This window comes from Amycolatopsis orientalis DSM 43388, from assembly GCF_000411975.1.
GTDB lineage: Bacteria > Actinomycetota > Actinomycetes > Mycobacteriales > Pseudonocardiaceae > Amycolatopsis > Amycolatopsis orientalis_D.
The window spans coordinates 65,039-78,150 of record NZ_ASXG01000126.1 but is presented as its reverse complement, the minus strand read 5'-3'; the positions used below and the strand labels follow the sequence as shown (position 1 = coordinate 78,150).

Genomic DNA, 13,112 nt, shown 5'->3' with positions numbered 1-13,112 from the left:
CACATCCGCAAAAGGAGTCCGATCGTGTCCCAACCGTCGTCAGCTGCCGCCGTACCCGCCCCGCGCGTGGTGGTGCCGGCGGGCACTACGGCGGGCGCCGCGGTGCGCGAAGCCGGGCTGCCCACCAAGGGCCCGGACACGATCGTCGTCGTCCGCGACGCCGACGGGAAGCTGCGCGACCTGGCGTGGGCTCCCGAGGCCGAGGCCCAGGTCGAGGCCGTCGCGGCGAACACCGAGGACGGCCGCAGCGTGATCCGGCACTCCGCCGCGCACGTGCTCGCCCAGGCCGTGCAGCAGGAATTCCCGGACGCCAAGCTCGGCATCGGCCCGCCGGTGCGCGACGGCTTCTACTACGACTTCGCCGTCGAAAAGCCGTTCACGCCCGAGGATCTGCAGAAGCTCGAGAAGCGGATGAAGCAGATCGTCAAGGGCGCGCAGCAGTTCTCCCGCCGCGTCTTCGCCTCCACCGACGAAGCCAAGGAAGAGCTGAAGGACGAGCCGTTCAAGCTCGAACTGGTGGACATCAAGTCCGATGTGGACACCACCGAGGTGATGGAGGTCGGTGGCGGCGAGCTGACCATCTACGACAACCTCGACCCGCGCACCAAGGAGCGCGTGTGGAGCGACCTCTGCCGCGGCCCGCACGTGCCCACCACCAAGTTCATCCCGGCCTTCAAGCTCACCCGGGTCGCCGCCGCGTACTGGCGCGGCAACGAGAAAAACCCGCAGCTGCAGCGGATCTACGGCACCGCGTGGGAATCGGCCGAGGCGCAGGACGCGCACCTCGAGCGCCTCGCCGAGGCCGAGCGCCGCGACCACCGCAAGCTCGGCGCGGAACTGGACCTGTTCTCCTTCCCCGAGGAGATCGGCTCCGGCCTGCCGGTGTTCCACCCCAAGGGCGGCATCATCCGCCGCGAGCTGGAGAACTACTCGCGCCGCCGGCACGAGGAAGCCGGCTACGAGTTCGTGAACACGCCGCACATCTCCAAGGGCGACCTGTTCCACACCTCCGGGCACCTGCCGTACTACGCGGACACCATGTTCCCGCCGGTGCAGTTCGAGGAAGAGGACTACTACCTCAAGGCCATGAACTGCCCGATGCACAACCTGATCTTCCGCTCGCGCGGGCGGTCCTACCGCGAACTGCCGCTGCGGCTGTTCGAATTCGGCACCGTCTACCGCTACGAGAAGTCCGGCGTCGTGCACGGCCTCACCCGCGTGCGCGGCCTGACGATGGACGATTCGCACATCTACTGCACCAAGGAGCAGATGCCGGGCGAGCTGCGGTCGCTGCTCAAGTTCGTGCTGGATCTGCTGGCCGACTACGGCCTGTCCGACTTCTACCTCGAACTGTCCACGCGCGGGGACTCGGACAAGTTCATCGGCGAGGACTGGGAATGGGAGGAGGCCACCGAGACGCTGCGCCAGGCCGCCGTCGACTCCGGTCTCGAACTGGTCCCGGACCCGGGCGGCGCGGCCTTCTACGGCCCGAAGATCTCGGTGCAGGCGAAGGACGCCATCGGCCGCACCTGGCAGATGTCGACCATCCAGCTCGACTTCAACCAGAACAAGCGGTTCGGCCTCGAGTACACCGCGCCCGACGGCAGCCGCCAGCGGCCGATCATGATCCACCGCGCGCTGTTCGGGTCGATCGAGCGGTTCTTCGGCGTGCTGACCGAGCACTACGCGGGCGCGTTCCCGGCGTGGCTGTCGCCGGTGCAGGCGGTCGCCATCCCGATCACCGCCGACCAGGTCGAGTACCTGCGCGGCGTGGAGAACGCCTTGCGCGCCAAGGGAATCCGCGTCGAGGTCGACGCGAGCGACGACCGGATGCAGAAGAAGATCCGCACGCACACCACGCAGAAGGTGCCGTTCCTGCTGCTGGCCGGCGCGAAGGACGCGGAGGCGGGTGCGGTGTCGTTCCGGTTCCGCGACGGCGGCCAGATCAACGGCGTCCCGGTGGACCAGGCGGTCGAGGCGATCGCCGAATGGGTCGCCCGCCGGGAGAACGCGTCGCCCTCGGCCGAGGCCGTGGAGAAGATCCTGAAGTGACCGAGCCGGAACTCGTCGAACAGGACGGGGTCGGGGTCCCGGACGCGCTGCAGCGGCTGTGGACCCCGCACCGGATGGCCTACATCCGCGGCCAGGACAAGCCCGAGGGCGAGGAGTCCGACGGCTGCCCGTTCTGCCGCCTGCCCGGTCTCGGCGACGACAAGCGCGCGCTGATCGTCGCCCGCGGCGAAACCGTGTTCGCGGTGCTGAACCTGTACCCGTACAACCCGGGGCATTTGATGGTCGTCCCGTACCGGCACGTCGCGGACTATCCGGACCTGACCGTCGAGGAGACGCGCGAGCTGGCCGAGTTCACCCAGCACGCGATGGGCGTGATCCGGGCGGTGTCGGCGGCGCACGGGTTCAACATCGGGATGAACCAGGGCGTGATCGCCGGGGCGGGCATCGCCGCGCACCTGCACCAGCACCTGGTGCCGCGCTGGGGCGGCGACGCGAACTTCATGCCGGTGATCGGGCACACGAAGGTGCTGCCGCAGCTGCTCGGCGAAACCCGCGACCTGCTCGCGGACGCGTGGTGAGGCCTGTCGCGCGGCAGTAATTGAGTGCTCAACCAGCGTATGATGACGATATGTCCGAACCACGCTGGCTGACCGACGACGAGCAGCGGGTCTGGCGCGCCTACGCCCAGGCCAGCTCGCTGCTGCAGGCACATCTCGAAGGACAGCTGCAGCACGATTCGGGCATGCCGCACACGTACTACGAGGTGCTCGTCGCGCTGTCCGAAGCGGACGGACGGCGGCTGCGGATGAGCGAGCTGGCGTCCGTGCGCGGATCGTCGCGCAGCCGGCTGTCGCACGCGGTGGCGCGGCTCGAGGCGAAGGGCTGGGTCCGGCGCGAGTCGTGCCCCACGGACAAACGCGGGTCGTGGGCGGTGCTCACCGACGCCGGGTTCGACGCGTTGAAGGCGGCGGCCCCGGGACACGTCGAGGCCGTCCGGGAGACGCTGTTCGACCAGCTGACCGACGAGCAGGTGCGCCAGCTGGGCGAGATTTCCGAGGCGATCCTGGCCGGGCTGCGGCCCAAGTGCCAGGCCGTCCGCGAGGCCGAGGAGGACGCGGAATTCGCCGTGCCGGTCGTCGAACTGCCGAAATCCGGCTGACGTTCCGGCGGGTCGCGGGCGGGCGGGTCCGGTTCGGACGGCGGGGTCGATAGGCTTTCGTCGCCCACCCGCCCCCGAATCAGGTGCACAGACGAGGAAGATGCTCAACATTTTCGCCCGTGCCTCGGTCTCCCGCGTGACGGACCCGATCGGCGCCGCCCTGGTCCGCGCCGGACTGACCCCGAACGCGATGACCGTGCTCGGCACCGCGGGCGCCGTCGCGTGCGCGCTGGCGTTCTTCCCGCAGGGCCTGCTGCTGTGGGGCACGTTCACCGTGTGGGGCTTCGCCATGCTCGACCTGCTCGACGGCGCGATGGCCCGCGCCCGCGGGTACGGCACCCCCTTCGGCGCGGTGCTCGACGCGACCTGCGACCGGCTGGTCGACGGCGCGCTGTTCGCCGCGATCGCGTGGTGGTGCTTCGTGCAGGACCACAACAACCGGGCCGCGGCCGCCGCGCTGATCTGCCTCGTGCTGGCCCAGGTCATTTCCTACGTGAAGGCCCGCGCCGAAGCGTCCGGCCTCGAAGCCGACGGCGGGCTGGTGGAACGCGCGGAGCGGCTCATCATCGCCCTCGTCGGCACCGGGCTGCACGGCCTCGGCGTGCCCTACACCGTCGAGATCACGCTGTGGCTGCTCGCCGTGCTTTCGGTGATCACGCTGCTGCAGCGGGCGGCGGCGGTGGCCAGCGCGGCGCGGGCGGCCGCGAAACAGGCCGACTCCTCGGCGGGCGGGGCGCAACCGTGAGCACACTGTCCCAGCGGCTCGGCGAGTTCGGCTACGCGGCGGGCTGGCGCTTCGTCCGCCGGCTGCCGGAGTCGTTCGGGTCGGCGACTTTCGCCTTCGGCGCCGACATGGCCGCCCGGCGCGGCGGCGGAGGAGTGCGGCAGCTGCGCGCCAACCTCGCCCGCGTCGTGCCGCAGGCCGGGGAGGCGGAGCTGGACGAGCTCGTCCGGCGCGCGATGCGGTCGTACGCGCGGTACTGGTTCGAGACTTTCCGGCTCCCGGCGATGGACCACGCGGCGGTCGCGAAGCAGGTGACGGTGACCGGCGCGGAGAACATCGACGCGGCGCTCGCCGAGGGCAACGGCGCGGTGATGACGCTGCCGCACAGCGGGAACTGGGACATCGCGGGAGTCTGGCTCGCCAGTTACGCGGGCACTTTCACCACCGTCGCGGAGCGGCTCAAGCCCGAGTCCCTGTACCGCCGGTTCGTGTCGTTCCGGGAGTCGCTCGGGTTCGAGATCGTGCCGCTGACCGGCGACAGCGCGGCGATGCGGCTGCTGCTGCGGCGGCTGCGCGAGAACAAGGTGGTGGTCCTGCTGGGGGACCGGGACCTGACGTCGTCCGGGATCCCGGTGGGCTTCTTCGGCGAGCAGACGCACCTGCCGCCCGGACCGGCGCGGCTCGCCGCCACCACCGGGGCCGCGCTGCTGCCGACCGGCTGCTGGTTCACCGAGGACGGCTGGGAGATCCGGATCCACCCGCGCATCCGCGTCACGCAGCGGGCCGAGGTGCCCGCGGCGACGCAGGCGCTGGCCGACGTGTTCGCCGGCGACATCGCCGCGCATCCAGCCGACTGGCACATGCTGCAGCCGTTCTGGCCCGCCGATGCGGCGGCGACGGCGCTGGAAGAAGCGAGCTGACCCGGGTGGCGCGCGGGTTGAAGATCGGGATCGTGTGCCCGTACTCGTTCGACGTCCCGGGCGGGGTCCAGGGGCACGTGATCGACCTGGCGAAGGCGCTGCTCGAACGGGGGCACCGGGTGTCGGTGCTGGCCCCGGCGGACGAGGACGCCCAGCTGCCGGATTTCGTGCACCCGGCGGGCAAAGCGCTGGGCATCCCGTACAACGGCTCGGTCGCGCGGCTGCAGTTCGGGCCGGTTTCCTACGCCCGGGTGCGGCGATGGATCCGGGACAACGGCTTCGACGTGCTGCACCTGCACGAACCGGCCGCGCCGAGCCTGTCGCTGCTGGCGCTGAAGGTCGCGGACGGCCCGATCGTGGCCACTTTCCACACCGCGACGACGCGTTCGCGGACGCTGGCGGCGTTCCAGCCGGTGCTGCGTCCGCTGCTGGAGAAGATCACCGCGCGCATCGCGGTGTCGGCGCTGGCCCGGCGGGTGCAGGTGGAGCACGCGGGCGGCGACGCGGTCGAGATCCCGAACGGGGTCGACGTCGAGTTCTTCTCCCGGGCCACCCCGCTCGACGGCTATCCGCGCGCGGGCGGCACGATCGGGTTCGTCGGGCGGTTCACCGAACCGCGCAAGGGCATGGACGTGCTGCTGGAGGCCGCGCGGCGGCTGCTGCCGGAGTTCGAGGACCTGCGGCTGCTCGTGGTCGGCCGCGGCGAGCCGGACCAGCTGCGGCGGATGGCCGGGCCGCGGCTGTGGCCGCACATCGAGCTGCTGGGCCAGGTCGACGACGAGACGAAGGCGCGGGCGCTGCGCAGCGTGGACGTCTACTGCGCGCCCAACACCGGGGGCGAGAGCTTCGGGATGATCCTCACCGAGGCGATGGCCGCGGGCACTCCGGTGCTCGCGAGCGGCCTCGACTCGTTCCGCCGCGTGCTCGACGACGGCCACGCCGGAATGCTGCACGCGACCGGCGACCCGGCCTCCCTCGCCGACGGCCTGCGCGAACTGCTGGGCGACCCGGCGCGCCGGGCGTCGCTCGCGGCCGCCGCGGGCGAACGGGTCACGGCGTACGACTGGGGAGTCGTGGTCACGCAGGTGCTGCGGGTGTACGAGACGGCGATCGCGGCGGACCCCCGGCTGGTCGCCGCGGGGGAGCGGGAGCTGGCGTGACGGTGCTCGGGTGGCTGCTCGGGGCGGCGGCCGCGATCGTGGTGCTCGGCGGGCTGTTCCTGGTCGCGACCGCGAACCGGCTCGACCGCCTGCACGTCCGGACCGACGCGGGCTGGGCCGCCCTGGAAGCCGCCCTGGCCCGCCGAGCCGTGGTCGCCCGGGCGGTCGCCGCGGTTCTGCCCGACGGAGCCGAACTGCACGCCGCGGCCGCGCGGGCCGAGGCTGCCGCGCGCCCGGACCGCGAGGCCGCGGAGAACGAACTGACGCTGGTCCTGGCGCGGATCGACCGGTCCCGGCTGCCCGAAGCGCTGGTCGAGGAACTGACTGACGCCGAGCACCGGGTCGTGATCGCGCGCCGGGTGCACAACGACGCGGTGCGGGACACGCTGGCGCTGCGGCGGCGGCGGAAGGTCCGGTACTTCAAGCTCGCCGGGACCGCGCCGCTGCCGGAGTACTTCGAATTCGCCGAGCCGGACCTCTGAGGCAGACTGAGGCGCATGACGACCGAACCCGATGCCTGCGCCGTCGCGCACGGCGAGGTCGAAGAGCCGCCCGCCGAACGCACCCTGGTGGCCGTGTTCGCCTCGCCGGTGGCCAAGTACCTCCTGCGCTACGCGACCGATCTGGGCTATCGAGCCGTGCTGTTCGAACCGGACGAGGCACGGGCCAGCGACGCTCCCGAGGGCGTCGAGGTCCGCACGACCCCGCCCTCGCCAGGTCCGGACGCGGACGTCGTCGTGACCGACCATCACCGCCCGGAGCTCGGGACGGTCCTGCAAGCCGCACTGGCGACGCCGACGCGGTGGGTGGGCGTGCTGGGCAACCCGCGGCATCCGGGCCCGCACGTGGAAGCGCTGCGCGCGCTGGGCGTGCCGGAACCGGACATCGCCCGGGTGCACCGGCCGGTCGGGCTGAACATCGGCTCGCGCACCCCGGCGGAAATCGCGGTGGCGACGCTGGCCGGACTGGTGGCGGACCGGAACGGGCGACCGGGCGGCTTCGAGTTCTGACTCGTGAGTGCCTAGGCCGGTTAGAACCGGCCTAGGCACTCACGAGCCACCAGCTTCGCTGCACCGCTGCCGTCAGCTCGGTCCTGAGCGTCTGGGCCGTCGTGAGTGGCGGTGCCGGTTCTAACCGGCGCGAACACTCACGAAGGGACCGCCGCCCCCTCCGGCATCGGCTCGAACCGGGCGTGCCGCCGGGTGAACGTGGCCGTCCCCGAGGTGAGCGACCGCAGATCCACCGCGTACCGCAGCAGTTCCGCCGCGGGCACCTCGGCGTGCACCACCGTGCGCCCGCCCTCGCCGGATTCCGTGCCCAGCACCCGGCCCCGGCGGGACGACAGGTCGCCCAGCACGGTGCCGAGGTGTTCGTCCGGCAGGCTCACCTCGACCGTGTCCAGCGGTTCCAGCAGCAAGATCCGGCTGGCCGCGGCGGCTTCGCGCAGGGCCAGCGCGCCGGCGGTCTGGAAGGCCGCGTCCGACGAGTCGACGCTGTGCGCCTTCCCGTCGGTCAGCGTCACGCGCACGTCCACCACCGGGTAGCCGTCCTGGACGCCGCGCTCCAGCTGCGCTCGCACACCCTTCTCGACGCTCGGGATGAACTGGTGCGGCACCGCGCCGCCGACGACCTTGTCCACGAACTCGAACCCGGCGCCGCGGGGCAGCGGCTCGACCTCGATGTCGCACACCGCGAACTGCCCGTGCCCGCCGGACTGCTTCACATGCCGGCCATGCCCGCGCGCGGGTTTCGCGAACGTGGAGCGCAGGCTGATCCGCACCGGCTCGGTGCCGACGTCCGCCCCGCCCGCGCGCAGCCGCGAGAGGACGACCTCCGCGTGCGCCTCGCCCATGCACCACAGCACGAGCTGCCCGGTCTCGGCATTGCGTTCCAGCCGCAGGGTCGGATCGCCCGCGACGAGCCGGGAAAGGTTGCGGGACAACGTGTCCTCGTCGCTGCGGGACTTCGCGACCACCGCGACCGGCAGCAGCGGTTCGGGCATCCGCCACGGTTTGATCAACAGCGGATCATCCGGCGAAGACACCGTGTCGCCGGTTTCCGCGGACCCCACTTTGGTGAGCGCGCACAGATCGCCCGCGACGCAGAACGGCACCTCGCGCAGGTTCGACCCGAGCGGCGAGTACAGGTGGGCGACGCGTTCGTCGGCGTCGTGGTCTTCGTGGCCCCGTTCGGCGAGCCCGTGGCCGGACACATGCACCGGGTTCTCCGGCCGGAGCGTCCCGGAAAACACCCGGACGAGCGAAACTCGTCCCACGTACGAGTCCACAGCGGTGCGCACGACCTCGGCGGCGAGCGGTCCGTCCGGATCGGCGGACAACGCGGCGTGCTCGGCGCCGTCAGGGCTGGTCACCCCGGGCGGAGTGTGCTCCAGCGGCGAGGGGAAGGCCCGCACGATGCCGTCGAGCACCTCGGCGAGCCCGATCCCGCTGGTCGCGCACACCGGGATGACCGGGTGGAACGACCCGCGCGCGACGGCCGTCTCGAGGTCGGCGATCAGCACGTCCTCGGCGATCTCCTCGCCGCCGAGGTAGCGGTCCATCAGCGTCTCGTCCTCGCTCTCGGCGATGATGCCCTCGATCAGCTCGTTGCGGGCGTCGGCGAACTCCTGGGACCCGCCCGGGTCCGGGTCGCTCACGCGCGGCGGATAGCCGGCGGAATAGTCGTAGCGGCGCTGGGTGACGAGCCCGACCAGGCCGTCCGGCACCGGGAGGTACAGCGGCAGCACGCCCGCGCCGAAGGCGGCCTGGCAGGCGGCGATCTCGGCGAGCGGGTCGGCGCGGTGGTGGTCGAGCCGGGACACCACGACGGCGCGCGGCATGCCCACCGACGCGCATTCCTCCCACACCGCGATGGTGGCGGCGTCCACGCCCTCGGCGGCGCAGACGACGAACAGCGCGGCGTCCGCGGCCCGCAGCCCGGCGCGCAGCTCGCCCACGAAATCGGCGTACCCCGGGGTGTCGATGAGGTTGATTTTGTGCCCGGCGTGCAGCACCGGGGCGACGGAAAGCCCGACCGAGCGCTGCTGGCGCACCGCTGCCGGGTCGTGGTCGCACACCGTGGTGCCCTCCACGACGGAGCCGGCGCGCGGCACCGTGCCGGACGCGGCGAGCAGTGCCTCGGTGAGCGTGGTCTTCCCGGACCCGGAGGGCCCGACCAGGACGACGTTGCGCACCTTGGCGGGGTCGTCCACAGCGACGGCGGCCCCGGGGTCGGCACTCCTGTTCTGCTTGTCGGCCATGACGGCCTCCTCAGCGACGCGGATGGAAGAACTGTGTCTCCGATCACACACCCGCGACCCGCCGGGAAGCAAGGCGGGAGGCCCGGGACCAGCCGTTCGCTGACCGGCCGCCCGCGACGCCCGGGACGCCCGATTCCATTGTGGACGCCACCCGGCACCGACTGTCCACAAAGGAATTCCTGGGCCGTTCACCGCCGGATTCATCCGGAAAGCCGGGCTCCTGCCGGAGTGGGCGGACGGTGATTCTTGGGCGAAAGAGGAATCCCGGGAATCGAGCGCCGGAAATGCGGACCGATGCGCCGAAGTTGATAACTTAACGACCTTCGTCGGTTGTCCGGAGTTGGGAAAAACCCGACTCTTGGCGGGGTTCGATCCCATTCCACCTCCGAATCCGGCCCCCACCCCCGGGCCTGATCCGGCCTGTCCGGAGGAGAACACCGCCGATGAAATCGCGCCGACCGCTCGTGCTGCTCGCAGCCGGGGTGCTGGCCGGGGCCGTCACCACGGCCACCGCCGCCCACGCGCAACCGCTCGAACCGCAGAGTCCGCAGGCCGCCGAGGCCATGGCGGCCAGCGCCGCGCAGGCGCTGGTGGCGTCCCGGCCCGCCGCGCTGCACGCCGGCAAGGACGACGTTTTCCAGCAGCACAAGGTGATCTCGTCGACCAACGGCTTGAAGTACGTGCCCTACGACCGCACCTACCGGGGCCTGCCGGTGATCGGCGGCGACTTCGTCGTGGCCACGAACTCTGCCGGCCAGGTCCTCGCCACGTCGGTCGCGCAGACCGCCGCGATCGATCTGCCCAGCACGTCGCCGAAGCTGTCCGCGAAGCAAGCCGAAGCGATCGCCCGCACCCAAGTGCCCACTGTGGACACTGTGCAGCCCGCGACGCTGGCCACGTATGCGCTCGGAACGCCGAAACTCGCGTGGACGACCCGCGTGACCGGGCGGAACGCGGAAGGGCCCAGCAAGCTCGACGTCGTCGTCGACGCGATGACCGGCAAGGTGCTGCACACCCAGGAACACGTGGCCTACGGCGACGCGCAGGGCGTGTGGAACGGCCCGGAGCCGCTGCACCTCGACACGTCCTCGGACGGCGCGGGCGGCTATTCGATGACCGACCCGGCCATCGCGAACCTCAGCTGCCAGGACGCCGCCACCCAGCAGACCTTCACCAAGTCCAGCGACAGCTGGGGCAACGGCGACGAGACCGACAAGGAAACCGGCTGCGCCGACGCCCTCTACGGCATCCAGCAGGAGAACAAGATGCTGTCGCAATGGCTGGGCCGCAACAGCTTCGACGGCAACGGCGGCGCCTGGCCGATCCGCGTCGGGCTCAACGAGCAGAACGCCTACTACGACGGCACCCAGGTCCAGGTCGGGAACAACACCGCGGGCCAGTGGATCGGCTCGCTCGACGTGATCGGGCACGAGTTCGGCCACGGCATCGACGACCACACGCCGGGCAGCATGTCCGGCGGCGGCACCCAGGAATTCGTCGCGGACGTCTTCGGGGCATCGTCGGAATGGTTCGCCAACGAGCCCGCGCCCTACGCGGTGCCGGACTTCCTCGTCGGCAACCAGGTGAACCTCACCGGCAGCGGGCCGATCCGCAACATGTACGACCCGTCCCAGCTCGGCCACGCGAACTGCTACGACGACTCGATCCCGGGCACCGAGGTGCACGCCGCGGCCGGCCCCGGCAACCACTGGTTCTACCTCCTCGCCGAGGGGACGAACCCGGCCAACGGCCAGCCGGCCAGCCCGACCTGCAACAACTCCACGGTCGCCGGGCTCGGCGTGCAGACCGCGGTGAAGATCTTCTACAACGCGATGCTGCTCAAGACCAGCGCCAGCTCTTACCAGAGCTACCGGACCTGGACGCTGACCGCGGCGAAGAACCTTTTCCCGAACGGTTGCACCGAATTCAACACGGTCAAGGCGGCCTGGGACGCGGTGAGCGTGTCCGCGCAGCCGGACGAACCGACGTGCGGCGCGGTCAGTTCGCGGGCGGTTTCCGCGCGATGAACCGAAACTGATTTCCCGCCGGCGGGAGGGGGAGGCGAGCACTCGTCTCTCCCTCCCGCGGCATTATCGCTTGCCGGGCGGGTTTCTTTTGCCGCGAATTCAGTCCGCGAAAGATGCGGCGCAATTCCCGGGAACTATTTACGGCACCCCGGCGAGCCGGAGCAGAGCAGCGGTCGCCGCGGCGGCGATCACGACCGCCACGAACGGCGCCTTCCGCCATGCGAGCACGCCGCCGACCAGCACTCCGGCCGGCCGGGCGATCCCGGCGAATTCGTGCCCCTGAGTCAGCGCGCTGGTCGCGACCAGCGCGGCGAGCAGCACCACCGCCGACAGCGTCATCAGCCGTTCGGCCCGTGGGGACAGCCGCACTTTCGTCCGCAGCATCGGTCCGGCCAGCCGGAACGCGAACGTCCCGGCCGCCAGCACGAGGGTCGCGATGATCAGGTCCGCGCCGTCCATCAGTGCGCTCCTTCCAGCGACTTCGGCTCTTTCGCCGCCGCGCCGGCGACCACGCCGACCAGTGCGAGCAGCACCGGCAGCCCGGCCGGGAGCAGGGGAGTGGCGGCGAGCGCGACCACCACGCCGATCAGCACCGGCAGCCGCGAGGCCCGGTCCTTCAGCGACGGCAGCACCAGCGCCAGCAGCACCGCCGGGAAGGCCGCGTCCAGGCCGAACGCGTCGGTGTCGCTGATCGCGGCGCCGGCGAACGCGCCGACCACGACGCCGAGGTTCCAGCACACGAACAGCCCGGCGCCGCACGCCCAGTACGCCGCCCGCCTCCGGTCCGCGTCGCGCTGGGCCAGCGCGAACGCCACCGATTCGTCGATCATCAGGTGGCTCCCGGCCAGCCGCCCGAGCAGGCCGCGCCCCAGCGCGTCGCCGACCGCGAACCCGAAGGGCACGTGCCGCGCGTTCACCAGCAGCCCGGCGGCGACCGCGGCGAGCGGATTGCCGCCCGAGGCGACGATGCCGACGAACATGAACTGCGACGCGCCGGCGAAGACCAGCAGGGACAGCAGCATCGGCGCCCACAGCGGGAAGCCGGAGCCCACCGCGATGGCGCCGTAGGACACGCCCACGAGGGCGTCGGCCAGGCACACGAGACCGATGTCGCGGGCCAGGCCGCGATCGAGTGTTCGCCAAATCGAACGCATAGTGTCCTATGCTGAACAGGTCCGGCCCTGTTCGTCAAGGCGAACGCGAAGACTGATGGAGCGAACACATGCCGAACGAGAGCACCGGCGCGCCGCTGGACATCATCGCGGCGTCCCTGCGCCGCGAACGGGCCCGCGCCGGCCTCTCCCTGACCGAGGTCGCCCGGCGCGCCGGGCTGGCGAAATCCACGTTGTCCCAGCTGGAATCGGGCTCCGGCAACCCGAGCGTGGAGACGCTGTGGGCGCTGGGCGTCGCGCTGGACGTCCCGTTCTCCCGGCTGGTCGAACCGGAACGGCAGGAGGTGAAGGTGATCCGCGCGGGCAAGGGCCCCACGGTGTTCGCCGAACACGCCGACTACGCGTGCACCCTGCTGTCCGCCTGTCCGTCCGCGGCGCGCCGGGACATCTACCTGGTCAGCGCGGAACCCGGCACCCCGCGGCGCTCGGACCCGCACATGAGCGGCGTGGTGGAGCACACCGTGCTGTGCGCCGGGCGGGCGAGGATCGGCATCATGGACGATCCGGTGGAGATGCTGCCCGGGGACTACATCTGCTACCCCGGGGACGTGCCGCACATCTTCGAGGCACTGGAGCCGGGGACGTTCGGCGTGGAGATCTCCGAATACAACTGACCTCCTGCCGCTGGCTCGGTCGTTCCCGCGAGGTCGGCGGACTGGCGGCTGTACACGCGCGACC

General features: G+C 71.5%; 13 protein-coding genes. 10 read left to right on the top strand and 3 right to left on the bottom strand.

Translation table 11 applies throughout. The annotated features are described in order from the left end of the window. The first annotated feature begins 24 nt into the window (after positions 1-24). From thrS to L942_RS25800, 8 genes are all read left to right on the top strand, one after another. A complete protein-coding gene (gene thrS, locus L942_RS25835; RefSeq protein ID WP_037365225.1) occupies positions 25-2,052 on the top strand; it encodes a threonine--tRNA ligase in 2,028 nt (675 codons plus the stop codon). Then, entirely contained in the window at positions 2,049-2,591 is a 543-nt protein-coding gene (locus L942_RS25830; RefSeq protein WP_037365223.1) for an HIT family protein, read from the top strand. The genes thrS and L942_RS25830 overlap by 4 nt, the downstream gene beginning before the upstream one ends. A gap of 50 nt (positions 2,592-2,641) precedes the next feature. Then, positions 2,642-3,172, top strand: a complete 531-nt coding sequence (locus tag L942_RS25825) for a MarR family winged helix-turn-helix transcriptional regulator (protein WP_037365221.1) — start codon at positions 2,642-2,644, stop codon at positions 3,170-3,172. 100 nt (positions 3,173-3,272) lie between these two features. Next, complete coding sequence (pgsA, locus tag L942_RS25820; RefSeq protein WP_037365219.1) at positions 3,273-3,917, top strand: phosphatidylinositol phosphate synthase; 645 nt, start codon at positions 3,273-3,275, stop codon at positions 3,915-3,917. Beyond that, a complete protein-coding gene (locus tag L942_RS25815) occupies positions 3,914-4,816 on the top strand; it encodes a phosphatidylinositol mannoside acyltransferase (RefSeq protein ID WP_037365216.1) in 903 nt (300 codons plus the stop codon). The genes pgsA and L942_RS25815 overlap by 4 nt, the downstream gene beginning before the upstream one ends. Positions 4,817-4,833: 17 nt before the next feature. Then, on the top strand, positions 4,834-5,976 hold the full coding sequence (locus L942_RS25810) for a glycosyltransferase family 4 protein (protein WP_037365470.1): 1,143 nt from the start codon (positions 4,834-4,836) through the stop codon (positions 5,974-5,976). Then, positions 5,973-6,458: a hypothetical protein gene (locus L942_RS25805; RefSeq protein ID WP_037365214.1), complete on the top strand. Its 486-nt coding sequence runs from the start codon at positions 5,973-5,975 to the stop codon at positions 6,456-6,458. The genes L942_RS25810 and L942_RS25805 overlap by 4 nt, the downstream gene beginning before the upstream one ends. 15 nt (positions 6,459-6,473) lie before the next feature. Then, positions 6,474-6,986 carry an XdhC family protein gene (locus L942_RS25800; RefSeq protein ID WP_037365212.1) on the top strand — a complete coding sequence of 171 codons (513 nt, stop codon included), beginning with the start codon at positions 6,474-6,476 and terminating at the stop codon, positions 6,984-6,986. A gap of 137 nt (positions 6,987-7,123) precedes the next feature. On the opposite strand, the gene L942_RS25795 is transcribed toward L942_RS25800, so the two are convergent. After that, positions 7,124-9,235: an elongation factor G-like protein EF-G2 gene (locus tag L942_RS25795; RefSeq protein WP_037365210.1), complete on the bottom strand. Its 2,112-nt coding sequence runs from the start codon at positions 9,233-9,235 to the stop codon at positions 7,124-7,126. A 443-nt stretch (positions 9,236-9,678) separates the two neighbouring features. On the opposite strand from L942_RS25795, the gene L942_RS25790 reads away from it, so the two are divergent. Beyond that, positions 9,679-11,262, top strand: coding sequence for a M4 family metallopeptidase (locus tag L942_RS25790; RefSeq protein WP_051166240.1), 1,584 nt, complete (start codon positions 9,679-9,681; stop codon positions 11,260-11,262). 138 nt (positions 11,263-11,400) lie between these two features. Here the strand turns inward: L942_RS25790 and L942_RS25785 are convergent, their stop codons facing one another. Together L942_RS25785 and L942_RS25780 are read right to left on the bottom strand one after the other, a co-directional pair. After that, on the bottom strand, positions 11,401-11,721 hold the full coding sequence (locus L942_RS25785) for an AzlD domain-containing protein (protein WP_037365208.1): 321 nt from the start codon (positions 11,719-11,721) through the stop codon (positions 11,401-11,403). Then, positions 11,721-12,416 (bottom strand): AzlC family ABC transporter permease, encoded by a 696-nt coding sequence (locus L942_RS25780; protein ID WP_037365206.1) that lies wholly within the window; start codon positions 12,414-12,416, stop codon positions 11,721-11,723. Before L942_RS25780 ends, L942_RS25785 begins: the two co-directional genes overlap by 1 nt. A gap of 68 nt (positions 12,417-12,484) precedes the next feature. Here L942_RS25780 and L942_RS25775 point away from each other — a divergent pair, with 68 nt between their 5' ends. Beyond that, on the top strand, positions 12,485-13,048 hold the full coding sequence (locus L942_RS25775) for a helix-turn-helix domain-containing protein (protein ID WP_037365204.1): 564 nt from the start codon (positions 12,485-12,487) through the stop codon (positions 13,046-13,048). The last annotated feature ends 64 nt before the right edge of the window (positions 13,049-13,112 follow it).

Excerpts from the sequence above, each read along its gene's own strand:
- L942_RS25825 (WP_037365221.1), top strand. The coding sequence starts at position 2,642 with ATGTCCGAACCACGCTGGCTGACCGACGACGAGCAGCGGGTCTGGCGC.
- pgsA (WP_037365219.1), top strand. The coding sequence starts at position 3,273 with ATGCTCAACATTTTCGCCCGTGCCTCGGTCTCCCGCGTGACGGACCCG.
- L942_RS25800 (WP_037365212.1), top strand. The coding sequence starts at position 6,474 with ATGACGACCGAACCCGATGCCTGCGCCGTCGCGCACGGCGAGGTCGAA.
- L942_RS25795 (WP_037365210.1), bottom strand. The coding sequence starts at position 9,235 with ATGGCCGACAAGCAGAACAGGAGTGCCGACCCCGGGGCCGCCGTCGCT.
- L942_RS25790 (WP_051166240.1), top strand. The coding sequence starts at position 9,679 with ATGAAATCGCGCCGACCGCTCGTGCTGCTCGCAGCCGGGGTGCTGGCC.
- L942_RS25785 (WP_037365208.1), bottom strand. The coding sequence starts at position 11,721 with ATGGACGGCGCGGACCTGATCATCGCGACCCTCGTGCTGGCGGCCGGG.
- L942_RS25780 (WP_037365206.1), bottom strand. The coding sequence starts at position 12,416 with ATGCGTTCGATTTGGCGAACACTCGATCGCGGCCTGGCCCGCGACATC.
- L942_RS25775 (WP_037365204.1), top strand. The coding sequence starts at position 12,485 with ATGCCGAACGAGAGCACCGGCGCGCCGCTGGACATCATCGCGGCGTCC.